Source organism: Flavobacterium sp. B167r (assembly GCF_056824315.1).
On record NZ_CP124859.1, the window covers coordinates 3,324,649 to 3,346,919 of the forward strand.

General features: G+C 33.1%; 24 protein-coding genes. 12 read left to right on the top strand and 12 right to left on the bottom strand.

What is annotated here, in order from left to right; translation table 11 throughout:
- Window positions 1-122 precede the first annotated feature (122 nt).
- Window positions 123-2,558, top strand: a complete 2,436-nt coding sequence (locus QLQ96_RS14900; RefSeq protein WP_482491395.1) for a TonB-dependent siderophore receptor — start codon at window positions 123-125, stop codon at window positions 2,556-2,558.
- Window positions 2,559-2,810: 252 nt separating this feature from the next.
- Here the strand turns inward: QLQ96_RS14900 and QLQ96_RS14905 are convergent, their stop codons facing one another.
- The 3 genes from QLQ96_RS14905 to QLQ96_RS14915 form a co-directional block, all read right to left on the bottom strand.
- Window positions 2,811-3,833 (bottom strand): LLM class flavin-dependent oxidoreductase, encoded by a 1,023-nt coding sequence (locus tag QLQ96_RS14905; RefSeq protein ID WP_482491396.1) that lies wholly within the window; start codon window positions 3,831-3,833, stop codon window positions 2,811-2,813.
- A gap of 151 nt (window positions 3,834-3,984) precedes the next feature.
- Window positions 3,985-4,392 (bottom strand): DUF1634 domain-containing protein, encoded by a 408-nt coding sequence (locus QLQ96_RS14910; protein WP_482491397.1) that lies wholly within the window; start codon window positions 4,390-4,392, stop codon window positions 3,985-3,987.
- Window positions 4,379-5,215, bottom strand: coding sequence for a sulfite exporter TauE/SafE family protein (locus QLQ96_RS14915; RefSeq protein ID WP_306160104.1), 837 nt, complete (start codon window positions 5,213-5,215; stop codon window positions 4,379-4,381). The genes QLQ96_RS14910 and QLQ96_RS14915 overlap by 14 nt, the downstream gene beginning before the upstream one ends.
- A gap of 260 nt (window positions 5,216-5,475) precedes the next feature.
- On the opposite strand from QLQ96_RS14915, the gene QLQ96_RS14920 reads away from it, so the two are divergent.
- Together QLQ96_RS14920 and QLQ96_RS14925 are read left to right on the top strand one after the other, a co-directional pair.
- The gene (locus QLQ96_RS14920) at window positions 5,476-6,339 is read left to right on the top strand and encodes a helix-turn-helix domain-containing protein (protein ID WP_482491398.1); all 864 of its coding nucleotides are present in this window, start codon (window positions 5,476-5,478) and stop codon (window positions 6,337-6,339) included.
- A gap of 99 nt (window positions 6,340-6,438) precedes the next feature.
- Window positions 6,439-6,945: a hypothetical protein gene (locus QLQ96_RS14925; protein WP_482491399.1), complete on the top strand. Its 507-nt coding sequence runs from the start codon at window positions 6,439-6,441 to the stop codon at window positions 6,943-6,945.
- A 131-nt stretch (window positions 6,946-7,076) separates the two neighbouring features.
- Here the strand turns inward: QLQ96_RS14925 and QLQ96_RS14930 are convergent, their stop codons facing one another.
- Both QLQ96_RS14930 and QLQ96_RS14935 read right to left on the bottom strand, forming a co-directional pair.
- A complete protein-coding gene (locus QLQ96_RS14930; RefSeq protein ID WP_482491400.1) occupies window positions 7,077-7,511 on the bottom strand; it encodes a DoxX family membrane protein in 435 nt (144 codons plus the stop codon).
- 7 nt (window positions 7,512-7,518) lie between these two features.
- Window positions 7,519-8,076: a GNAT family N-acetyltransferase gene (locus QLQ96_RS14935; RefSeq protein ID WP_482491401.1), complete on the bottom strand. Its 558-nt coding sequence runs from the start codon at window positions 8,074-8,076 to the stop codon at window positions 7,519-7,521.
- Window positions 8,077-8,327: 251 nt separating this feature from the next.
- Here QLQ96_RS14935 and QLQ96_RS14940 point away from each other — a divergent pair, with 251 nt between their 5' ends.
- From QLQ96_RS14940 to QLQ96_RS14970, 7 genes are all read left to right on the top strand, one after another.
- Complete coding sequence (locus QLQ96_RS14940; protein WP_482491402.1) at window positions 8,328-9,341, top strand: zinc-binding alcohol dehydrogenase family protein; 1,014 nt, start codon at window positions 8,328-8,330, stop codon at window positions 9,339-9,341.
- Between the two features lie 145 nt (window positions 9,342-9,486).
- Window positions 9,487-9,873 (top strand): DoxX family protein, encoded by a 387-nt coding sequence (locus QLQ96_RS14945; protein ID WP_482491403.1) that lies wholly within the window; start codon window positions 9,487-9,489, stop codon window positions 9,871-9,873.
- A gap of 417 nt (window positions 9,874-10,290) precedes the next feature.
- Window positions 10,291-10,893, top strand: a complete 603-nt coding sequence (locus QLQ96_RS14950; RefSeq protein ID WP_482491404.1) for a GNAT family N-acetyltransferase — start codon at window positions 10,291-10,293, stop codon at window positions 10,891-10,893.
- 210 nt (window positions 10,894-11,103) lie between these two features.
- Window positions 11,104-11,832: a CPBP family intramembrane glutamic endopeptidase gene (locus QLQ96_RS14955; RefSeq protein WP_482491405.1), complete on the top strand. Its 729-nt coding sequence runs from the start codon at window positions 11,104-11,106 to the stop codon at window positions 11,830-11,832.
- Between the two features lie 49 nt (window positions 11,833-11,881).
- On the top strand, window positions 11,882-13,042 hold the full coding sequence (locus tag QLQ96_RS14960) for a sensor histidine kinase (protein WP_482491406.1): 1,161 nt from the start codon (window positions 11,882-11,884) through the stop codon (window positions 13,040-13,042).
- Window positions 13,042-13,749, top strand: coding sequence for a LytR/AlgR family response regulator transcription factor (locus QLQ96_RS14965; RefSeq protein ID WP_482491407.1), 708 nt, complete (start codon window positions 13,042-13,044; stop codon window positions 13,747-13,749). Before QLQ96_RS14960 ends, QLQ96_RS14965 begins: the two co-directional genes overlap by 1 nt.
- Window positions 13,750-15,419: 1,670 nt before the next feature.
- Window positions 15,420-15,833: a 3-hydroxyacyl-ACP dehydratase FabZ family protein gene (locus QLQ96_RS14970; RefSeq protein WP_482491408.1), complete on the top strand. Its 414-nt coding sequence runs from the start codon at window positions 15,420-15,422 to the stop codon at window positions 15,831-15,833.
- A gap of 84 nt (window positions 15,834-15,917) precedes the next feature.
- Here QLQ96_RS14970 and QLQ96_RS14975 read toward each other — a convergent pair whose 3' ends face one another.
- On the bottom strand, window positions 15,918-17,114 hold the full coding sequence (locus QLQ96_RS14975) for an FAD-dependent oxidoreductase (protein ID WP_482491409.1): 1,197 nt from the start codon (window positions 17,112-17,114) through the stop codon (window positions 15,918-15,920).
- Between the two features lie 30 nt (window positions 17,115-17,144).
- On the bottom strand, window positions 17,145-17,903 hold the full coding sequence (locus tag QLQ96_RS14980; protein ID WP_482491410.1) for a helix-turn-helix domain-containing protein: 759 nt from the start codon (window positions 17,901-17,903) through the stop codon (window positions 17,145-17,147).
- 310 nt (window positions 17,904-18,213) lie between these two features.
- Between QLQ96_RS14980 and QLQ96_RS14985 the strand changes: the two genes are divergently transcribed.
- Complete coding sequence (locus QLQ96_RS14985) at window positions 18,214-18,717, top strand: hypothetical protein (RefSeq protein WP_482491411.1); 504 nt, start codon at window positions 18,214-18,216, stop codon at window positions 18,715-18,717.
- A 195-nt stretch (window positions 18,718-18,912) separates the two neighbouring features.
- On the opposite strand, the gene QLQ96_RS14990 is transcribed toward QLQ96_RS14985, so the two are convergent.
- The 3 genes from QLQ96_RS14990 to QLQ96_RS15000 all read right to left on the bottom strand — a co-directional run bounded on the left by QLQ96_RS14990 (window position 18,913) and on the right by QLQ96_RS15000 (window position 20,775).
- Complete coding sequence (locus tag QLQ96_RS14990) at window positions 18,913-19,377, bottom strand: transposase (RefSeq protein WP_482491412.1); 465 nt, start codon at window positions 19,375-19,377, stop codon at window positions 18,913-18,915.
- 130 nt (window positions 19,378-19,507) lie between these two features.
- On the bottom strand, window positions 19,508-19,885 hold the full coding sequence (locus tag QLQ96_RS14995; RefSeq protein ID WP_482491413.1) for a hypothetical protein: 378 nt from the start codon (window positions 19,883-19,885) through the stop codon (window positions 19,508-19,510).
- Window positions 19,886-20,142: 257 nt separating this feature from the next.
- Window positions 20,143-20,775, bottom strand: coding sequence for a nitroreductase family protein (locus QLQ96_RS15000; RefSeq protein ID WP_482491414.1), 633 nt, complete (start codon window positions 20,773-20,775; stop codon window positions 20,143-20,145).
- A 110-nt stretch (window positions 20,776-20,885) separates the two neighbouring features.
- Here QLQ96_RS15000 and QLQ96_RS15005 point away from each other — a divergent pair, with 110 nt between their 5' ends.
- Window positions 20,886-21,242 carry a winged helix-turn-helix transcriptional regulator gene (locus QLQ96_RS15005; RefSeq protein ID WP_482491415.1) on the top strand — a complete coding sequence of 119 codons (357 nt, stop codon included), beginning with the start codon at window positions 20,886-20,888 and terminating at the stop codon, window positions 21,240-21,242.
- 3 nt (window positions 21,243-21,245) lie between these two features.
- Here the strand turns inward: QLQ96_RS15005 and QLQ96_RS15010 are convergent, their stop codons facing one another.
- Both QLQ96_RS15010 and QLQ96_RS15015 read right to left on the bottom strand, forming a co-directional pair.
- Entirely contained in the window at window positions 21,246-21,737 is a 492-nt protein-coding gene (locus tag QLQ96_RS15010; RefSeq protein ID WP_482491416.1) for a MarR family winged helix-turn-helix transcriptional regulator, read from the bottom strand.
- A 2-nt stretch (window positions 21,738-21,739) separates the two neighbouring features.
- Window positions 21,740-22,225, bottom strand: a complete 486-nt coding sequence (locus QLQ96_RS15015) for a GNAT family N-acetyltransferase (RefSeq protein WP_482491417.1) — start codon at window positions 22,223-22,225, stop codon at window positions 21,740-21,742.
- Window positions 22,226-22,271 lie beyond the last annotated feature (46 nt).

Genomic DNA, 22,271 nt, shown 5'->3' on the forward strand with positions numbered 1-22,271 from the left:
TTTTTAAATTATTTCTACTGATCTAATATAATTTGTTTTATTTATTTAGAATGAATTAAAATAATTTGGAAAAGTTGAGATTACCACATACTTTTGTCGCTCAATTTAAAATCAAAACCAAAATGAAAATAATTATTAATCTAAAAGTTTATTTTTTCGTGCTGTTTTTAGGCTCATTAAATATGATGGCGCAACAGCTTGGAACTGTAAACGGAAAAGTTTCTTTGAGTGGCAATAAACCGGCAGAAAATATTGCTGTAGCTTTAAAAGGAACAAAATATTCAGATATTACGACAGTTTCTGGACATTATGAAATTAAAAATGTAAAACCTGGAACGTATACTATCGTATTAAATGGGGTAGGAATTCAATCTATTGAAGATAAAATTGTAGTAAATTCAAAACAAGTTACGACTAAGAATTTTTCTCTTTCTGAAAGTCAGGAAGATCTTGAAGAAGTAGTAATTAAAAAGAATAAATATAAGCAAGATAAGCCTTCATTGTCTTTACGTCTTCAAACGCCAGTTTTAGAAATTCCACAAAACATACAAATCGTAAGTGGGCAAACTTTAAAAGATCAGCAAATTACGAGTATGAGCGACGGAGTAATTCGTAATGTAAGTGGCGCTGTCCGTTTGGAGCACTGGGGAGATTTGTATACTAATATTACAATGAGGGGCTCTCAAATTCAGGCTTTTAGAAATGGTTTTAATGTGGTTTCTTCTTTTTGGGGACCATTAACAGAAGACATGAGTTTTGTAGATCATATCGAATTTGTAAAAGGGCCAGCAGGATTTATGCTTTCAAGCGGAGATCCAAGCGGATTATATAATGTGGTAACTAAAAAACCAACGGGAGTTACAAAAGGCGAGGTGAGCGTACTAGGCGGAAGCTACGATTTTTATAGAGTGAGCGTTGACTTTGACGGAAAATTAGATAAAAAAGGAAAATTGCTTTACAGATTTAACGGAGCTGCGCAAAACAAAGGATCTCACCGTCCGTTTGAGCGCAACAACCGTTATGTAATTGCTCCTGTAGTTTCGTATCAAATTGACGACAACACAAAAATTACAGCAGAATATAATTTCCAATATGCTAATATGACTGAAGTAGGTTCTTACTATGTTTTTGGTCCAGCGGCGGGAGGTTATGCTACTTTGCCTGTAGGTTTTACAATGACACAGCCAGGATTACCTGATACTAATATTCAGGATCATAGCGGTTATCTTCAATTTGAGCATAAGTTTGATGAAAACTGGAAACTTACTGCACAGACTTCTTACTTTAAATATATTCAGCAAGGATATAGCTCGTGGCCTGGAGTTGTTGGTCCTGGACCTGCAGATAGAGATTTTGATGGTGTTCCAGAAGGGAATCTTGCGTATGGAGAAATCATCAGAAACGTTGGTATTTGGGATGCTGAAAGCAATATGTATTTAGGACAAATATTTGTGAACGGAAAATTCAATACAGGAAATGTTTCGCATAAAATATTAGGAGGATTAGATTTAGGAAGCAAAGATTATATGGCAGATTGGGGACAATCACATGATTTAGATACAGTTGATAATCCGTTTAATGTTTACAATCCAAATTATGGAGCGCCTTCAAACGGTTTTCCGCAATTTGATCATAAGACACCGCTAAGCCAAAGAGCGGGAGGGCTTTATGGTTCGGAATATGCTGCGGGATATATTCAAGATGAACTTGGTTTTTTAGAAAATAAACTGAGATTAACGCTTGCCGCAAGATACACGTGGATTAGCCAGACTAGCGCGTATGATGTACCACAGGAAGATAGCCATATTACGCCAAGAGCAGGTTTAAGTTATTCTATTACTGATAACTGGGCAGTGTATGGATTATATGATCAGGCATTTACACCGCAATCGGGGATAGTTAGAACTGGAGAGGTAAAACCGCTTACAGGAAGCAATGTTGAATTTGGAATTAAAAAAGATTGGTTTGACGGTTCTTGGAATACAAGTGTGTCCGTTTATAATATCTTGAAGAAAAATGAATTAACGGGAGATCCTAATAATCAGCCAAACGAGCAGTATAAAATAGTTCTAGGTGAAAAAAGAGCGCGTGGTGTAGAATTTGATGTTAGAGGAAAAATATTTGATGGTTTAAATCTTATTGCTAATTACGCATTTACCGAGTCAGTTGTAACCAAAGTTGATCCGGATGTTTCTGAAGCTAATGGCATTAATGTTGGAGACATTGTACCAGGTTATGCGAAACATACTGCAAATGCGTGGCTAAATTATACTGTTCAAAACGGTAAACTAAAAGGTTTTGGAGCTTCTATTGGAGGAACTTTCCTTGACGGACGTCAAACTGACACTTGGAGTGAAGGTCTTCAAAAATTGCCATCTTACTTTAAATTGGATGGAGGTTTATCTTATGAAACAGGTAAAATTAAAGTTACTGCAAACGTATTCAATATCTTAGATAAATACTTATACAGCGGTTCATACTACAGCTGGTTAAATGCTTATTACTGGCAGACAGAAGCACCTAGAAACTTTAGAGTTGGTGTTACATATAAATTATAAATTTGTTTTCGTTGAAAAATTGCAAATCAAAAGAAGCATCGTCTTAATTGGCGGTGCTTTTTTTAAAAACAAAGGCTCAAAGGGACAAAGGTTAAAAGTTTTTATGAATTGCCTCCAGTTTTAACTGGAGGTTAAGATTCAGATTGTAAAAAAAGGCTTTAGCCAAACTTCGTGTGTTTGGGCTAAAGTCTTTTATTTATCCTTATTTTTATCCAGCTAAAGCTGGATGCTATTCATTATCGTAATTAAAAATTACCCTTTCTTAATCAACGGGATTAATTTTGTACCAATCAATTCTATTGCATTCATTAATTGTTTGTGTGTTAATCCGGCGTTATCCATTTGGAAAGTAAATCGGTCAACTCCGCCAAGTGCTTCGCTGTGACGCAGGATTTTCTCGGCCGCTCTTTCTGGGCTTCCAACAATTAAAACGCCTAAATCATCAATTAAACCGTCAAATTTCCCTTTAGTTACAGGAGGCCAACCTCTTTCATAACCTAATTTTGTCCATAGTTCGGCATAACCAGGATAATAATCTGCAATTGCACTTTCTGTTGTAGTACCAACATAACCAGGCGAATGCAAGCCAACTTTTAGCTCTTCTGGTTTGTAACCCGCTGCTTCTCCAGCTTCACGATATAAATCGACCAAAGGTTTAAAACGATGTGTTTGTCCGCCAATAACAGCAACCATCAACGGAAGTCCTAATGAACCTGCTCTTATGAAAGATTCTGGTGTTCCGCCAACTCCAAGCCAAATAGGCAATTTTTCTTGTATTGCTCTCGGATAAACTGGAAGATTGTTTAGTGCAGGACGAAATTTTCCTTCCCAAGTCACAAATTCGTTATCTCGAATCTGTAAAAGCAAACCTAATTTTTCGCTGAAAAGCTTATCATAATCATTCAGATTAAATCCGAAAAGGGGATAAGCCTCAATAGCAGATCCGCGGCCTGCGACGATTTCGGCTCTTCCTTTCGAAATCAAATCTAAAGTCGCAAAACTCTGATAGACACGCACAGGATCTGCTGCGCTCAAAACGGAAACGGCACTCGCCAAACGTATATTTTTGGTTCTCGCCGCGGCCGCACTTAAGATGACAGCCGTAGCAGAATCTAAAAATTCTTTTTTGTGATGTTCTCCAATTCCAAAAACATCAAGACCAACCTGATCTGCAAACTCAATTCTTTGCAAAAGCTGTTCCATAGCATCAACACTGCTCAAAGTGTTGTTGTCGCCATACATTGCCGAAGCAAAACTATCTATTCCTATTTCCATTTTTTTTAGCTTTAGGCCATAAGCTTTAAACTATAAGCATTTAGAATACCTATAGTTTATTGCTTACAGCAATAATTTTTTTTAGCTTTAAGCTATGAACAGCTAACACTTTAGAAAGCCTAAAGCTTACGGCTTATAGCTTATCGCAACATTAATGTGAAAATCCAAACGAAATACTGATAATAATAATCATGATTACAATTAAAGTAATGCCGACATATAAATAATCTTTCTCTAATAAAAACGAGAATAACGAAAGCAAAACACGTAAAACAGGCGTCATAAAAAGGAAAATAATTCCCGTAAAAATTAATGATTCTCCGTTTCCTTGAATCGCTCCGTTATAAATAGTAGCAATTACTTCAAATATATTTCGGTCGTTTTCTTTAAAAACTGAATAATCTTCGATCTGGTTGCCATTGTGCATTAAATAGACAATTCCGCCAATAAAAGCTACTGATAACGAAATCCAAACGCCATATCGAAGCAAGTTTCCTATAATAGTTTGAAAATCTTTTTCTCCAAATTTTTCTTCTTGTACCATATTAGATTTTTCCATTTAGTCCGTTATAAATCATGTTTATTGCCAAAACGAAAATCAAGCAGGCAAAAAATATTCTCAATTTCTTCGGATTCGTTCTTACTAAGATTTTTGCTCCAGCCATCGCTCCAAACAAAACGCCAATTACAACCGGCATACAAATTCCAGGTTCAATATATCCTTTTTGAATATAAATTACAGAACTTGCCATTGCCGTAACTCCCATCATAAAATTACTGGTTGTAGTAGAAACTTTAAAAGGAACACGCATAATGTTATCCATTGCAATAACTTTAAAAGCGCCAGAACCAATTCCGAGAAGACCAGACATCATTCCGGCAACTCCCATCATACTGAAACCGCCAATTACATTTTTGGTTCCGTATTTTACAACTTCACCATCGTGGGTTGGATAAGTTCCTTCTAATTTTAATTTTTTAGCCAACGGACTAGATTCTAAAACGATATGTTCTTCTTTCTTTCGAAGCGAATTAATAGCGGAAAAAATCAAAGTTAAACCGAATAAAACCGCAATAAAAGAAGTAGGGGCGATAGTAGAAAGCAAAGCACCGCAAACTGCTCCAATAGTGGTAGCAATTTCGAGGAAAATTCCCATTCTCATATTCGTAATTCCTTCTTTTACATAAGCAGCGGCAGAGCCTGAAGAGGTGGCGATCACGGAAACTAAAGCAGCTCCAATAGCATAATGAATGTCGACACCGAGAAGAATAGTAAGAAGCGGAATAATAATGATACCGCCTCCTAAGCCTGATAATGAACCAATAAAGCCTGCTAAAAAGGCACCGAGAATCATGATCAGCGTAAAGGTAAGTATTGTCATTTAAGATATGTTTTTGTAATTGCTAATTTACGAATACAAATTTGTTCACGGAAAAATTACAGGCTTAATAATACCTTAAAAAATTTTTTAGTCTCAGTTTTCGGTCTCAGTCTCAGTCTATTTTAGACTCTAGAAGCTTTGTCAAAGTTTTAAACTTTGACAAAGCTGTTAACCCTCAAAGAAAAGACTGAAAACCGCGACTGCGACTGCGACTAAAACTGAAAACCGTATATTTGAAAGTACAATTCAAAAAAAAAGTCTTGGAGAATAAAATCCTAACGTATTCCTTAACGCATCACAAGAGCTTGTTTTCTCATGGAGATCAGAAAGAATATTTCTATATCCAGACCAGTGAGCATCCTTATATTAGCGAGCCTTATCGAGCCGAAAGTTATGCAATTGAGTTTCTAAGAAAAGGAAGCATCATAATGCATACGGGACTCGAAACAAAAGTTGTTCATGCTCCAGCGATTATTACTTTAGGACCTTCTGTAATTAGAAGTTTTTCTAAAAATGAAGACGAAATTTTAATCGATATTATATTTTTTAAACCGCAGTTTTTCTTAGAAAATCAAGCGAACGTATTTTTTCTAACGCAATATGATTTTTTTGAAAAAAGCGAAAGCAATAATTCTCTGCTCACAAAACCAGATGAAAGCAAATTTGAGCGAATTTTCAGTTTAATTAAAGAAGTATCAGAAGATCAATCCAAGCATCAAGCTTCTATTTTGCGAAGTTATCTCTACATTTTAATTTATGAAATTGACACTCTTCAGAAAGAAAAAGCTACTACTGAAGTACAAAATCCTTTATTTGAAAAGTTTAAAGAATTGCTTTTTAAAGAATTCTTGAATTTCAGAACTGTACAACATTATGCAGATGAATTAAACGTAAGTAGAAAATATCTATCTGAAGTAATTAAAAAGAACAGCGGAAAAACGGCAAGCGAATGGATTAGCGAAATGGTCATTTTGGAAGCTAAAGTCTTATTGCAGAATAAAAAAATATCCATCAATCAGATAAGCGATTTGCTTCATTTCTCTGATCAATCCGTTTTTGGAAGATTTTTTAAAAACTCTGAAGGAATTTCGCCTTTAGAATATCGGAAAAAACAAATCGATTAAAATCATTCCGCCGACTTTTTGCACAAAACAGAAGTCGTATTGCTCTTTTTTTAGACAAGCTTTCTGCGCAATTTTGTTTTTTATTTTTAAAGAAAAGAAATGAGTAAAGTTGCAAAATTTGTTGTCATCATTAACGATAATGTCTTTTGGATGGAACACAAGGCCGTTCAGTTTTATACCAATTTATTTAAGGAAAAAGAAATAGGAGAGAAATACGCCAAAGAGCATCTTTCTCAAAAAGAGTTGTTCCGAATTCAGAATGATTTTTCGATCGAAATTCTGATGGCTTATCTTGATGAAACTCCACAATCGTATTTAAAATTAGATTCATCGAGAATACTAAACGAAAACTTAGGAGCATCAAAAGCAATTAATCTAAGTGAGATTATTTATTTTGATGAAGAAGATTTAAAAGCACTTATCAAACGCGCTGAAGAAATCACCTCTCAAAGAAAACACGATTTAATTTGGGCGAAAGCTTTCGCCGTAGATACGGCTTTGATCGACATTTTACGATCATTAAATTACGAAGAATTTGATTGGCAAGAAAGCATTGAAGATCAATTTCCAAAACGAATTTATTTCCGAAAAAAAATGGGAGCTTAGTTTTTTTAGTTTTCAGTCTCAGTCTCAGTTTGCTTAAGACTCTAGAAGCATTTTCAAAGTTTCAAACTTTGTCAAAGCTGTTAATCCTCAAAGAAAAAACTGAAAACCGCGACTGAGACTGAAAACTAAAATTATATTCTATTATCAACCGCAAAAGATGTTTTTCCAATATTGGCAAGCAGTAAAGCCGCTGTACAACTTGTCCAAACCGAATAATCAAGAGGTGCTTTTACAGAAACTGAAACCGACATAGCAAACGCAAAAAAGAACATTAAAATAGCAGTTCCTAACGCGGCAAGTCTGGTTTTAAAACCAAATAATAATAGTAGACTTAGTAAAACTTCAAAGAAAGTGGCAATTCCTGCAAGAACTTCTGCTGTGGCTTTGTTGGCAAATGAATTTAAAGATTGGGTGTAGATGACAAAATTTTCCCAATTTCCCCAGGCAACTGCGTGAGATCCTGGTGCGCCCCAAACTCCAAATCGGTCTGCTACGGCCGAAAGCATTGTGATTCCTAAAACTATTCTTAAAATTAAACCTGCTTCTAGTATTGTGATGTTTTTCATTCTATAATTAATTTTTCATTTGGAGGTGTTCTAAGTTTTTTTTGACCAAAGTTTTGCTTCCAACCACTTTAAAACCAAGCTTTAAATACAGTTTTTTAGCATTCGGATTATCTTCTTCAACCAGCAGACCTAAAACTTCTTTATTTTTATGAACGTATTTATCTATCAAAAATTGCAATAATTTAGAACCAATTCCTTTTCCTTGATATTTCGGATTTACACCTAATGAATCTATATAATATTCGCCCTCACGAGTTTCAAACTCAGGATCAAATTCAGGATTATGATGTTTTCGAACATATTCCACAATCGGATTTCGTAATTTTTCAATGTCTGCTCCGTTGTAAATGTTTACTGCGCCAATGATTTCGTTATGTTCTTCAGCCACAAAACAGTTTTGATACGAATACTGATTATTTTCTCTTTCAATAAAGTACAGCAGAAATTCTTTCGCGGAAGCGTAATCTTCCTTCGCAATAAATTTATAGATGATATCTTCCATTGCTAATAATAATATAGGAGCGATTTTTTCTGCGTCTGTTTTTTCTGCTTTTCTGATATTCATTTTGAAGTGTTTTTTAGCAAATTTAAGGCTTTCTAATTGTTTAAAATTATTTCACGCAGATTAAAAAGATCTAAGCAGATTTAGGAGATTTATCTAATTTAAATCTGCTTTAATCTGTAAAAAATCTGCGTGAAACAAAAAATAAATCAATCTGCCGAATATCTACCAATATACGCTCAATATATACCAATCAAGAGATTCCAACTAGCCTTATATTTGTAATATAGTTTTAATTTAAACATTAAAAAGAAATGAAAGCAATAGGATTTAAAACATCACTACCCATAGAAAATCCAGAAAGTTTTATCGAATTTGAAGCCGTAAAACCAATTCCTGGGCCACACGATTTATTAGTTAAAATTGATGCGATTTCGGTAAATCCAGTCGATTTTAAAATTCGCCAAAATAGTGCGCAAGATACCGTTTTAGAAACGCCAAAAATTATTGGTTGGGATGCTGTTGGTATCGTACAGGCTGTTGGACAAGATGTTACTTTGTTTGAAGTAGGAGATTCTGTTTATTATGCAGGAGATATCACCAAACAAGGAAGCAATGCTGAATATCAGATAATTGACGAAAGAATTGTCGGCAGAAAACCAAAATCATTGAGCATTGAAGAATCAGCTGTAATTCCGTTAACGGCTTTAACGGCTTGGGAAATTCTGTTTGACAGAATCAGAATTAGCGCTGATAAAGACAAAGGAAAATCTATTTTAATTATTGGAGGAGCAGGAGGAGTGGGGTCGATTGCCATTCAATTGGCTAAGAAAATTGCGGGGTTAACAGTTATTGCAACTGCGTCGCGTCCTGAAACTATTGATTGGTGCAAAGAGCAGGGAGCAGATTTTGTAGTAGACCATAAAGATTTGATTTCTTCGGTTCGAGAAGCTGGTTTTGAGTACGTTGACTTTATTTTAGATTTTGTAGATACCAATGCTTATTGGGATACAATGGTTGAATTGATAAAACCTCAGGGACATATTGCCTCAATTACAGGAAGCAGTGATCCTGTTGCATTAAACAAGTTGAAAAGCAAAAGCGTTTCATTTTCTTGGGAATTGATGTACACGCGTTCTATGTATCAGACAGAAGACATGATCGAGCAGCATAATATCTTAAATATTGTAGCCGATTTATTGGACGATGGTATTTTGAAAACTACATTAAACACAACCCTAAACGGACTTACAGCTGAAAATCTAAAGAAAGCACACGAACTTTTGGAATCTGGAAAGACAATTGGAAAGGTTGCGATAAAGTTTTAAAGTCAAAATCGCATTTGTGATAGTCTAAAAAAGGTTATTTGGAATTGTTTTAAATAATATTGTTTTAGAATGATAAAATTTATGTATTTTAGTCGGCTTACAAGCCCAATTTGTATTTTAAATTTTAACCTAAACAACATTATTTATGATTTCAAAAAACACAGACCTTGGATTATTGCTATTGCGTATCAGCACAGGTGGATTAATGCTTTTTCACGGTGTTTCTAAACTGATTCACGGAATTTCTTTTCTAGTAGAGAACATGGGCGCATTTGGATATGCGGTTTACCTTGGCGAGGTTTTAGCGCCAATTTTAATCCTAATCGGATTCAGAACCAGAATTGCTGCCGTTCTTTTGGCTGTAACTTGCTTAGTAGCAGTTGCAACAGCTCACTCTCAAGATGTTTTTAAAATCAGTGAACACGGAGGTTATGCTTTAGAATTATTAGGGCTGTACTTTTTTGGCGCTCTTGCATTATTCTTTACAGGAGCTGGAAAATTTGCTGTTTCTAAAAACAATCAATGGGACTAATTTACAAGTCACTACATAATTATAAGAAAGCTCTAAATTTTGATTTAGGGCTTTTTTGATTTTTATCCCTTTCATCCCTTTCATTTTGAACATGATTTTATCATTTTGATAAGTTTTTATAAATTAATTAAGGCTGATTTTTTGTTATTTGTTTTGTAATGAGTTGTTTATAGTAGTTTGAGTTTGCTGTGGCATGCCTTTTGTTTTTTGTTTGTTGATGATGTAGTTAATCAAACTGGCATTTAACATTAAAATATTTAAAACATGAAAACAAATCAAAGCAGAAGCAAACAAATCACAAAAGCCTATTCTTCAAGTAAATCTAGACGAAATAAAGATCGATTCGTCAACTTAATGGTATTTACAGTAGTTCTTTTTATTACTGTGATGATGATAGCTAAAATAGTTTAAGCTGTTATGAAAACCATTCATTATGAAAGAAATACAGCTGCTTTTCCTTTGAATGAAAAAGCTGTTGAATCTTTTGATTTCATTATCGAAGAAACAAGTGCTGAACATCTTTTTTATTTAAATGAAATCTGTGAAGAAACACTATTATCCGCCAAAGTCCGCGGAACTGGAATCTCAGGCAGACCGCCAGAACTGCTTGCAAAAAAGATGAAAGAAGGCGAAGCAATTATCGCAATTACACCAGACGGAAAATGGGCAGGTTTTGCTTTTATTTCTTCTTGGGAAAACGGGAAATATGTTTCTAATTCTGGATTAATTGTCGCGCCTGAGTTTAGACACACAGGATTAGCCAAAAAAATTAAAAAGAAGATTTTCGAACTTAGCCGTAAAAAATATCCAGAAGCAATCATTTTCAGCCTAACGACTGGCCTTGCCGTTATGAAAATGAATCACGAACTCGGTTTCGAACCCGTTACTTATTCTGAATTGCCAAAAGAGGATCTTTTCTGGGAAAACTGCAAAAGCTGTATCAATTGCCCAATTTTATTAAGCAAAGAACGAAAAAACTGCTTATGCACTGCAATGCTATATAATCCGAAGAAAAACTAATGTGTCAATTTGCCAATTAGATAATTAGATAATGTGCCAATTAGATAATGAGAGCAATTGACTAATTATCTAATTTGCACATTCTCTAATTATCTAATCGGATAAAAACACATTTTCACGGAGGAAAGTCTGCGTTCTACCGATTGCACTTGAAAAATTTGCGTGACATAAATACTTTTGATTCAAATTAAAACCTTAAAAATCAAAATTATGTCATTGTTTACGCCACTTCTTTGGATCTTATTAATTACTCCGCTTATTGTTATAGCACATTTCAAATCTGAAAAATCAAACTTGAAATATTTAGGATTTTTCATTTTGTACTTTCTTGCAGACGTATTTTTGCAAGCTTCAGGAAAACAATTGATCGATTTGGATTTAAAATTCAATTGGGCTGGCAAAATCTTGAGTTTAATTTTAGGATTAAGCATCATTTTTTCAGTTTCAAAAGAAGAAAGAATCAAAATCGGATTTACGACTAAAACCAATTCCAAAAGCAATTTGAAATTCGGATTATTGGTTTTCTTAGGATTCACTTTCTTTGATATCATTTTCAAACTGATTTTATTCCCAAAGGGAGGAATATTCAATTTAGAAACCTTTCTTTTCCAAGCCACAATGCCTGGATTAACGGAAGAAATCCTTTTTAGAGGAATCTCTTTATGGCTTTTAGATAAAGCTTTTGCGCCTACATGGAAGTATCGCGGAGTAAAATTTGGATGGGCATTTGTAATTGTAACCGTTTTATTTGGAGTTTCTCATGGCGCTGTTTTAGACCAAGATTTAAACTTAAAATTTGATATCATTACAATGGTTTATCTTACCGTAATTTCTTCATTCAGCGTAGGTATTTTGAGAAATTTTTCAGGAAATCTGATCTATTCTATTTTAGGGCACAACATGATTAATTTGATCAATGCGGTTATTCGAATTTTATAAAACCTGCCAAATTAAAGTTATATTTGAAACTGCTTTACAACTCAACTACATGCCAAATAACAAATCGACTTCGGGATATTTTTTAGATAAAATCGCTTTGCTAAATTTTGAACATTTTTTAACCAAACGAAATCGAATTTTACTGCACGTTTGCATGTGGTTTGCGTTTTCTATTTTGCTGTTTTTGAGCTATGTAATCGGTTATAAACTGATTTATTTTGATGCGATTTTGCTAACGATAAGAATGGCATTGGTCAACATGATGGTGTTTTATATGCTGTTTTATTTTTTGTTGCCAAAGATATTTTCAGGAACTAAAACTAGAATCATAATCTTTTTACTTTTCGTTTTTCCAATTTTGATTTTCGTTTGGATGGCTTCAATGTACTTTATTTCATTGATTTATTACAGTTTAGGTCTTGAAATTACTTTTGGAGAATTAAAAGATGTCATCAAAATGAGTGCAGAACAGACGTTTTTAGAAGCCGTTTCTCCAAAAAGAATGCTTTCGCAAACGATTATAATTATTTCGTTGCTTTCGCCTTTTTGTTTTGCTAAAATTTTGGTTGAAATCACGAAATTGTATAGTAAGAAATTCAAGATCGAAAGAGAAAAAACCGCTTTAGAAATTCAAAACATTCAAATTGAAAAAGACTTTTTGAAGGCACAATTGAATCCGCATTTTTTGTTTAATACTTTGAATAATCTCTATGGATTAACGGTTCGAAAGGACAATCTCGCTCCAGAATTAATCCTGAATCTTTCGGATATTATGAGTTATACGTTGTATGAATCGAATACTGAAATTGTTCGTTTGGAGAAAGAATTGGATTTCATCAAAAATTATATCGCTTTAGAGAAAATGCGTTATGCTGATGAAACAGATATTCAAATTCACATTGAAGGACAAACTGCTGGACTTTTTATTGCACCGCTTTTGACTTTTACTTTCATAGAAAATGCTTTTAAATATGGTTTAAAAAGTAAAAATGCTTTTATGAAATTAGACATTAAGATCGAAAATAATACTTTTTGGCTTAGTTTAGAAAACGATTCGGAAGAAACGATAAATGATTCTAAATTCGGCGGAATAGGAGTGGAGAACGCCCGTAAACGCTTAGAATTACTCTATCCGAATCAATATGAATTAGAAATTAATAGACTAGAAAATTCCTTTAAAGTCGATTTAAAAATGGTTTTAAGAAAATAATGGAAAAGTTGAAATGCATTGTCGTTGACGATGAGCCAATTGCAAGAGATATTATCGAATCTTTTATTGCTGAGATTCCTTTTTTGGAATTGCAGAATTCATTTGGAGAGGCCTCTAAAGCGTTGTTATTTCTTCAAGAAAATGAAGTTGACATTGTTTTTAGTGATATTGAAATGCCCAAATTTAATGGTTTAGAATTGGCGCAGTCACTTACCAATGCTCCGGTTATTATTTTTATCACAGCGCATCGCAATTTTGCTTTAGAAGGGTTTGATACTGGCGCGGCAGATTATCTCTTAAAACCCGTTCGATTTGATCGTTTCTTGAAAGCTGTAAATCGTGCTAAAGAGTATCTTACATTAAAGAAAACAACCTCGGTTCACCAAATCAATTCCGATCGTATTTTTATAAAATCGGAGGGAAAGTTGATTAAAATTTTACTGAATGAAATCCTTTATGTGGAAGCGCAAGGCGATTATTTAAAATTTGTAATTAAAGACGCATCGTACACTACTTTGGGAACCTTAAAATCTATGGAAGAAGTGCTGAAACTTCCAATTTTCTTTCGCGTTCAGCGTTCTTTTATTCTAAATCTTGAAGCGGTTAGAAGCTTAAATGGCAATGTAGTGGAATTGACTGACGGAAAAACTATTTCTACAGCTCTCAACAAAAAAGAAGAACTCTACCAATTGTTAGGAATTAGATAATGTTGTCAATTAGATAATATGTCAATTGGATAATGTGTCAATTAGGCAATATGTCAATTACAAAATTGGATAAATAGGCCGATTTAATGGCTGGAATGAATAGCGCAAAATGCTTTATAACCTCGACTTAGCCACTTTTAAGTCACAATTAACGGCTTTTGTTATATAGTTGCGTTAAGCGATTGTAACTTTAAGGAAAACAATGTCAAATTTTGCTGAATAGCACTAGAAATGATTTACGCGGTGGAGTAAAAAGCTATCATTCGTAGTTTGGAACTCTCAAAAACAGACAAAAATACTTTGGCTTTTGCCTTTACTTCTTTAAATAAATTCCATATTTACGAAGACATATTTACACCCGTTAATCAAATTTTAATCCCAAATTAGCGAATTAAATCGATAAAAATATACCATCAATTTCACTACAAAACATGCATTTGACGAAAGAATTGAAACTAAAGATAAACAGCTGGAATTTTGAAATTTCATGATTGTAATTATCTATTCTGTACAGATATAAAAGATAGCTTTGTTCGTGCAATAATAACAAAGATCTTATTTAATGTTTTACTTTATGTTTTTGTATTTAATTGTTTGTTATATAATATTATATATTAAGTTTTATATTCTTAAAAATAAGATTAAATTAGATGTTTGAGATTATTTTGGCCCCATAAAACAACACTTTCCAGACGCTCCTAATCAGGCTCTTTTTTTAAAATAGCATTAAAAAATAGGAGAGAAGTATTGCTGGTCTTTTTTCATCAATTTTTAATTGCTAAATGATACAAAAGAAATGAAATTTCATAATTAAAAATGTTTTTAAAATTAGGATTTAGTGACTTTTTTTTGAGGGAAAAAAAAGAGAAGTATCCTATGCTTTTTAACTTAAAAAAATGCTAATTTTTATTATAGTTTTTATCTATACAGTATATTTAAGTAATTGATTTTTAGATTTTAAATTATATTTAACTAAATAAAAAGTTTAATCATTGTAATTAAGAAATATTTTGGATTTTAGAGTTCGTTTTTTACTCTAATTACAATGCTCAGCCTTAAAAAAAATCAAAAAAAATGACTTCAAAACAGAACCCAATTTTGCTTGTCAATCCAACCCAATTTTTCTGAAAAAGGATTTTGTTATTGTTCTGATTGAAAACTGAAAAAAAAAGTCTCCATATGGAAAAGAATTTTGTTTACACTTCAGCCGGTTTGAAAAAAATAGAATGAATAAAAACTTATATGCAAGTTCATTTGGACTAAAAAAGAAAATGTTTTTTGAACGAAAGGTTTTGGAATAAGAGATATTTTTTAATTTGACGAAAAGTTTCAAATTGTTTCTATTGCGCTTAAAATATTGCCAAGGAACAAGCGATAGTTTGTTGGAGCTATTTTTAAGCGATTTTAAAGGCGTTATTTTTATTTTATAGAAGAACATCGGTTTGCTTGCTTTGGTTGCTAAAAACGGCAAAAAAGGACTCTGTTGCGTCCGTTCGAGTCAAAGGAGTAGATTTGTTTGTTGCAGAATTTAAAAATAATTAGGTTCAGAATAGAAAAAGAAGCACGGAAAAGAAGTGTTAGTGCATAAATGCAAAAGCATAAACTGAGATATAATTTAAAACATTGCTTATTTCATATCGGATTCGTACATTGGTAAAAATTAGAAAAACATGACTAAAAAAATAGAAGATTTAATTCCGCATCGCGCACCGTTTCTTTTTGTTGATGAAATTATCTCTTATACATCGGAGACAATCATTGGTTTAAAGACATTTACAGATAAAGATGCTTGGCTTCAAGGGAGTTTTCCAGATTTTAATTTTGTTCCAGGAACTATTTTAATCGAAGCAATGGCACAATGTGGAGGCGCAGGAATCAAGCTTTTAGGAATCGCAGATGGCGTTTTTGGATTGGTCAGTATGGATAATGTCGAGTTTTTTGGAGGTGTTGAGTTTAACAAACTGGTTAAATTTGTAGTAAAAAACATTCGCACAAGCGAAAAAATTATCAAACAATCTGGCGAAGCTTTTGATGAAGACAGATTGATTATGAAAGGTGAGTGGATGTGTGTGAAACTTCAGTGAGAAAAGATAGAGGCAAGAAGAAAGATTCTCTTGAGATTTTAGATAATAAAAGCGTACTGGATAATTCTAGGACGCTTTTTTTATTTACTTATTCGAACAAAATATTGAAAGCAATTTTTCTAATGCATTTTCAGCATGCAGCTGTTCGCCATTTTTTAAAGTGTTTTCTAAAGCTTCAGCGGCCCTCTCCAACATTCGTTTTTCAAAATAAGAAATAGCAGATTTTAAATCTTGAAATTGATTGTTGGTTAAACATTCTGAAAGTTCAAGTGCATCAAGCATCGCCAAATTAGCGCCTTTTCCAGCAAAAGGTGGCATTCTATGTGCGGCATCACCAATCAATGTTAGGTTTCCTTGTGTTTCCCAAGATTGATTTTTTGGAAAATAATATTGCGGACGGGGTATAAAGTGTAATTCTTTACTCATAAAAAGTTCATGCCATTCGGAACTCCAATCGCTATAAACGTTTTTAAACCAATCAAAAATTTGCTGATTGTCTTTAAAATTTAAATCATTTTCTGTAATCCAGTTTTCGGAAATTTTACTGCTAAGCAGAAACATCAAAGAACCGTCTCCTTTTGTGCCGTACATAATGGTTTGTTCATTTCCTAAAGCCAGCACTTTTCCGCCTTTTGAAAATTCAAAAAGATTAGGAGTATTTTTCTCGGCGTTATAAATCGTGCCTTCAATCATCGCAATGCCAGAATAAATTGGTTTTTGCAGACTTAGATAAGGACGAATTTTAGAATTTGCCCCATCTGCGCCAATTACCAAATCGGCATAAATATTTTTTCCGTTTTTAAAGAACAATCGCCACCCCTTATTTTCTTTTTCCATAGAAAGAAATTGACTATCCCAAATAATAGTTTCTGGTAAAAGTGAATTCAATAAGACAGCTCGAAGTTCTGAGCGGTCTATTTCTGGACGTGGTTTTGAAATATCCTGAAGTGAATCTTGATTAGGATTTGAAGTTTCTTCTGAAGAAATTTTAGAGGTGTTATGTTCATCAAATTTCAATTCAAAATTCTGATTCACAATTCGGGCTTTACTGGCATTCGGCCGAATATTTTTGTAAAACTCGTTCAATAAATCAGCTTTTTCCATCGCTATCAAACCTGAATCCTCATGTAAATCTAGTGGCGAACCCTGTACGCGAACGTATGAGTTTAAGTCTCTTTCATAAACTTTTACATTCACATTTTGCAATTGTAAAAGACGGGCTAATAATAAACCGCCCATTCCGCCGCCAACAATGGCAATATTTTTATTCTCTAATAACATAGTTTTGTGTTTAAAATCTATGTCGCAAAATTATTTAGACGAAAGAGCGGATAATAGTATAAATCGGTCGTTTTTATTTTGAAAAAGTTCTTTTGGAAGCGAACCCGAAATTTTCTTGATTTCTTTAATGAAATGCGTTTGATCTGAAAAATTCTCCTCGGGGAAAAGTTTCCCTTTTGCAATATGTTCTAATGAAGCGCGAAAGCGAAGAATTGAACAATATGCCTTTAATGAAAGCCCAAAATACTGATTGAAATAACGATTAATTTGACGACTATTCCAGTTGCATTGCTCAGACAATTCTTTTACAGCTAAATCTCCGTTGGTTTCATAAATGAGTCTGAATAGTTTTTGTTTCCGATGATCGATTTCTTTTGCTAGTAATGATTCAATTTTTGAAGAAGCTTTTTCGGTGAATAATTTAAAATCTTCTAAATCATTTTCATTGAAATCCCAAAAATCATTTTCAAGAAGTTTTCCTGAGTTTAAAATTTCGGCAATGCTTTCGCGGAAAATATATTCGGCTGAAAGAAGTTTAAAGCTAATTACAAATGTTAGACTATTCGCAGGAATTTTTCCTTTTTCATATTGTTGAGTTCCTAAACCTAGAAGTCTAATCTGAAAAGAAGTTTCGGCGGTTTTGATTAAGGATAAATCTATTCTTCCATCAGGAAGGCCTATTGTTTCTAGAGTTTGATCTGATTTGTTTTTCATGCACCAAAAACTATCTACAAAATCTGAAAGGTTTTTGCAGGGTTTATTGGATTTGTATTCTAAATCGTTGAACATTTTATCAAATTTAAAGCGAAATTATACAATTTGGCAATCAATTTTTTTAAATCAGTATAGCTTTAAAAAGGGTGTAAAGTTGTTTTTATTGTCAGAAAAAGGGCAATGAAAAACTTAACATTGGGTAAGTTGTTGATTTTTAAATAAATAAAAGCTGTTTTTATTGGTGATGAAAAACTTAACATTGGCGAGTACCTTTTTCAATTTATCTTTGTTTATTATTTTTTGATGTTAATTTAATAATTTAATAACATTGAAAATTAATTTATTCGAAAATAAAATTAATCAATTTCTTAAAATTAACAGAATAATGACAAAAGAAGTGCTTGCTAATGAAATCGATCAGGAAGTTGAGGCTACTCCAGTTATCTCAAACGAAGAGAACAAACAGGAAGATGCTTCAGTTTCAGTAACAGAATCGACTACGGATGCTCAAGAATCTAAGCCAAAACCAAAAAGAGCTCCTAGAAAAACAGCAGAAAAAGAGGTTGTAATTGCAGAAGAAACTGTGGCTACATCTGAAGAAACTGAAGCTTCAGAAGAAACAACTGATAAAAAAGAAGAGAAATCAAAATCTAAAAAGAATAAAAAGATGAAAGAAAAAGAAAAAGAGAAAAAAGTAGCTAAGAAGAAAGAAGCTAAGAAAAAAGAAAAAGCAGAAGACAAGAAAAAAGCTAAAGCGAAAAAAGCAAAGCTAAAAGCTCAAGCAAAAAAGAAAGCTAAAGCTAAAAAAGCAAAAGATAAATCAAAAGCTAAAAAGATCGCTAAAAAGAAAGCAAAAAGATCAAAAGCTAAAAAGAATAAGAAGAAATAAATTATAGTTGTGCTTTTGTAAGGCTAAGCGAAGTTGAAGCCCGTAAAGTTCTTCCATTACAATAAAATGAAAAAGCCACAGATTACAAGATTATCACAGATTTTTAAATCATTTTAATCCAATAATCTGTGGCTTTTTTATTCACAAGTCTTCAAATAAAGTCTTTCATCTTGCTTCTTTCATCTTCATGATCTCTCAAATCTCCTCGCTTTTTACTTTTTTCTGCATAGCGAGTTTGTCAATTTTCTGAAGAAATTCGGGATCAAATTCTGAGTAGGCTCTTAATCTATATTTTTCGTCTCTAATTTTCATTACCAGCCGAATCTTTTGCACCATCAGCCAAACGGGTTCATATCTTTTATGGCCAAGTAGATATTGAATTTTGAGAATTGATATTTTTCGGTGTGTAAGTGTCATTAATTCGATGCAAATCATCCAATAGCGAATAGGAAGATTGGAATTTTCCATTACAGTTCCAGATCTAAGACTTATTCTGCTGCCGCATTTCCTGCACTGAAATTTTAAATCATTCTGACGAAAAGAATGCTGGTCATGCCCGCATTTTCGGCACAAAAGGCCGTTTTCTAAGCGTTTGTTTTTAAGCTCTTCAATACAAGTTGCTTCATCAGAATATTTTTCAAAATAAGCGCGTAATTCCATTTATACAATTCCTCATTTAGGTTTCGAAATATAAAATATTTTAAAGAAATGAAGAACAAACTGGAATAAAAAATAAAAAGGAATATTCGTTGTCGAATATTCCTTTTTATTTTGGGGGGCAAAATTATTGTTATAGTTTACCTGCGATTTCTTTTTTGTATCTATTAAGGATAGATTTTGTCATACCCAAATTAGCTTTTGTAGAATCTACTGCAAGGTAAATAAAGTAATCCTGATTGTCAGAAACGTCGATAATGTGAATTTGAGAACTTAATGTAATCATTACATTGTCAATAACCTGACCATTTAAATTCAATGCTTTAATAGCATTCATTTTTGCTTTAACTACTTCAAGGTTGTATGCAGATGCCAATTCTGGATCAAAATCTGCAAGTGCAGAGTGTGAGTAGTATGCCATACCGCTTGCGATTTCAGCCACAGATACAGCAATGAAACCTGGGACGTTCTTTTTTAGGTCTTCCCCAAATTGCGTTAAGAAATCAGACATAAGTTTTTAAAATTTAATTAAAATGAATTGTTTTAGTTGGGCAAAATTAGCTATACAATATCATTTAATTATCCGTAATTCGTACCTTTTTTTTGTAAATAATAAAAAATAACATTAGATCTAAGAAATCATTTTTTCTGTTTTCAAAATGAATTTTGTTTTGAATTGAAAATGAAATATTTAAACCGAAAATGCTTCTGAAAAAGCGTTGCTTGCACCTTTTCAAAAGCATTTTTATTTAAGTAAAAATTAAATTTTTACTTGATTTCTGTTATAAAATCTTCTTGTGGAGTTCTTACTTTTTTCATGTTTACCAACCAGTCATTTGCATCATCTCTATATCCTAGAGGCAATACTAAAACGCTTTTTAAACCAAGTTCACTTAAACCTAAAAGTTTATCTACTTCAGCAGGAATGAAACCTTCCATTGGAGTTGCGTCTACTTGTTGTTCAGCAGCAGCGGCGATTGCTACACCAAACGAGATATAAGCTTGCTTTGCAGCGTGGTGCGCGTGCCATTCTTGTCCAAGAGGCTCGTACATTCCCCAAAGTCTTTGTTTGTACTCGTCCATTGCGTCAGCTGGAATTCCTCTTTCTGCAATTGTTCTGTCAAATACAGCAGAGATTTTATCTAAGCTATAACCGTCCCAAGCAGCCCAAACCAAAACATGAGAAGCATCTGTAACTTGACTTTGGTCAAAACTTACCGCTCTAATTTTGTCTTTTAAATCTTTGTTTGTGATAACAAAAATCTTGTAAGGCTGTAATCCAGAAGAAGATGGAGCCAATTTTGCAGCTTCAAGAATATAATCTACTTTCTCTTGAGGAACTGCTTGTCCGTTCATTTTTTTTGTAGCATAACGCCACTTTAGTGCATCTATTAAAGCCATTTTTCTTTTATTAATTAAAAATTGTATTCAAATGTAAATACTTTTAAGTGTATTTTTGTCATCCGATTACCAAAAGTAACTGTAACATCGAGGTAACTTAACAATACAACATGCTTAAAGAAATAGAACACGATCCAAAAAAATGCACACAACATATTATGGCAGTGCATGACGCAATGTATATTTTAAACGGAAGATGGAAAATTTCTATTATCGCATCACTTTGTTTTAATACCTTAAGATTTACTGATTTATTACGTGAAGTCGAAGGTATTTCTGGGAAAATGCTAAGCAGGGAATTGAAAAACCTAGAAGAAAATCAACTTGTTACCAGAACTGTTTTAAATACACAACCAATAACCGTTGAATATCAATTAACAGAATATGGACACACGCTAAAAGAAGTAATTGATTCTTTAGCAAAGTGGGGGTACAATCACAGAAAAAAGATTACAGGCAAAGAATAGGGATTAGTTTTTAGTCTCAGTCTCGGTTTTCAGTTCTAAAGCTCTTTGGAGAAAACCTTTACGAGTTAAATTTTGTTCTGTTTCTTCAATCGCTTTTAAAAGATTGTTTTGATTATCTGTGATTTCTTTTAAAGCATTTTTCATCACCGCCCAAACCGGTTGCATTTTTACGACAAGCTCTTTTCCTTTTGTTGTAAGCACAATCAACCTCTTGCGTTCGTCTAATTTGTCTTTTTTAGAACTAATGATTTTCAGTTTTTCTAATTCCTTCAATAAACTTATAGTTGACGGATGGCTATAGCCAATTTCACTCGCAATTTCTACAACACTCAGCATTTCTTTGACGTGAAGCGTATAGATTACAGGAAACCATTTCGGTTCAAAATCAATATCAAAAGATTTATAGACTAAAGCGCCGTCTTTACGCAATTGCTCGCTCAGACGCTGCAGTCGCGTTGATATGGCTAAAATTCCAATTTCATCAATTATATTCATTTTTATGGATTTAGTTTTAAATGACAAAAAACGTTATCAGGTCGCATTAACGGAAAATCTGTTGGAAGCGTTTCTTTTGGAATCGTTACAAAATTATTCTTTTCATAAAAACGCAAAGCAGCTTGAAGTAACGTAACCGTTCCTAAATATAAGTCTTTAATTCCTTTTTCTTTACTGTATGCAATTAATTGCTCTAATAATTGTTGTGCGATTTGGAATTCTTTTCCTCTGTATTCTTTCTTTACGAACATTTTCCTGATTGCAGCGGCTTCAGAATTGAATTTTACCAAAGCAATAGTTCCGACCAATTTGTCGTCTATAAAAGCGCCAAGAAAAATGCCGCCTGGTTTATAATAAAAGTTTTCAATGTCCAATAAATCGGGCTGATCTTCTAAAGTAACGGGTACATTAAACTCTTTTTGCTGAATGTTTAAAATCAAATCTACGATTTCATTTTCGTACTTATTTTGTATAGGTTGAATGTTCATTTGTATGGTAAATTAAATATAGGTACAAAACTACGTAGTTAACTAC

Coding starts and splice junctions, on each gene's coding strand:
- QLQ96_RS14900 (WP_482491395.1), top strand. CDS start 123: ATGAAAATAATTATTAATCTAAAAGTTTATTTTTTCGTGCTGTTTTTA.
- QLQ96_RS14905 (WP_482491396.1), bottom strand. CDS start 3,833: ATGGAAATAGGAATAGATAGTTTTGCTTCGGCAATGTATGGCGACAAC.
- QLQ96_RS14910 (WP_482491397.1), bottom strand. CDS start 4,392: ATGGAAAAATCTAATATGGTACAAGAAGAAAAATTTGGAGAAAAAGAT.
- QLQ96_RS14915 (WP_306160104.1), bottom strand. CDS start 5,215: ATGACAATACTTACCTTTACGCTGATCATGATTCTCGGTGCCTTTTTA.
- QLQ96_RS14925 (WP_482491399.1), top strand. CDS start 6,439: ATGAGTAAAGTTGCAAAATTTGTTGTCATCATTAACGATAATGTCTTT.
- QLQ96_RS14930 (WP_482491400.1), bottom strand. CDS start 7,511: ATGAAAAACATCACAATACTAGAAGCAGGTTTAATTTTAAGAATAGTT.
- QLQ96_RS14935 (WP_482491401.1), bottom strand. CDS start 8,076: ATGAATATCAGAAAAGCAGAAAAAACAGACGCAGAAAAAATCGCTCCT.
- QLQ96_RS14940 (WP_482491402.1), top strand. CDS start 8,328: ATGAAAGCAATAGGATTTAAAACATCACTACCCATAGAAAATCCAGAA.
- QLQ96_RS14945 (WP_482491403.1), top strand. CDS start 9,487: ATGATTTCAAAAAACACAGACCTTGGATTATTGCTATTGCGTATCAGC.
- QLQ96_RS14950 (WP_482491404.1), top strand. CDS start 10,291: ATGAAAACCATTCATTATGAAAGAAATACAGCTGCTTTTCCTTTGAAT.
- QLQ96_RS14955 (WP_482491405.1), top strand. CDS start 11,104: ATGTCATTGTTTACGCCACTTCTTTGGATCTTATTAATTACTCCGCTT.
- QLQ96_RS14960 (WP_482491406.1), top strand. CDS start 11,882: ATGCCAAATAACAAATCGACTTCGGGATATTTTTTAGATAAAATCGCT.
- QLQ96_RS14965 (WP_482491407.1), top strand. CDS start 13,042: ATGGAAAAGTTGAAATGCATTGTCGTTGACGATGAGCCAATTGCAAGA.
- QLQ96_RS14970 (WP_482491408.1), top strand. CDS start 15,420: ATGACTAAAAAAATAGAAGATTTAATTCCGCATCGCGCACCGTTTCTT.
- QLQ96_RS14975 (WP_482491409.1), bottom strand. CDS start 17,114: ATGTTATTAGAGAATAAAAATATTGCCATTGTTGGCGGCGGAATGGGC.
- QLQ96_RS14980 (WP_482491410.1), bottom strand. CDS start 17,903: ATGTTCAACGATTTAGAATACAAATCCAATAAACCCTGCAAAAACCTT.
- QLQ96_RS14985 (WP_482491411.1), top strand. CDS start 18,214: ATGACAAAAGAAGTGCTTGCTAATGAAATCGATCAGGAAGTTGAGGCT.
- QLQ96_RS14990 (WP_482491412.1), bottom strand. CDS start 19,377: ATGGAATTACGCGCTTATTTTGAAAAATATTCTGATGAAGCAACTTGT.
- QLQ96_RS14995 (WP_482491413.1), bottom strand. CDS start 19,885: ATGTCTGATTTCTTAACGCAATTTGGGGAAGACCTAAAAAAGAACGTC.
- QLQ96_RS15000 (WP_482491414.1), bottom strand. CDS start 20,775: ATGGCTTTAATAGATGCACTAAAGTGGCGTTATGCTACAAAAAAAATG.
- QLQ96_RS15005 (WP_482491415.1), top strand. CDS start 20,886: ATGCTTAAAGAAATAGAACACGATCCAAAAAAATGCACACAACATATT.
- QLQ96_RS15010 (WP_482491416.1), bottom strand. CDS start 21,737: ATGAATATAATTGATGAAATTGGAATTTTAGCCATATCAACGCGACTG.
- QLQ96_RS15015 (WP_482491417.1), bottom strand. CDS start 22,225: ATGAACATTCAACCTATACAAAATAAGTACGAAAATGAAATCGTAGAT.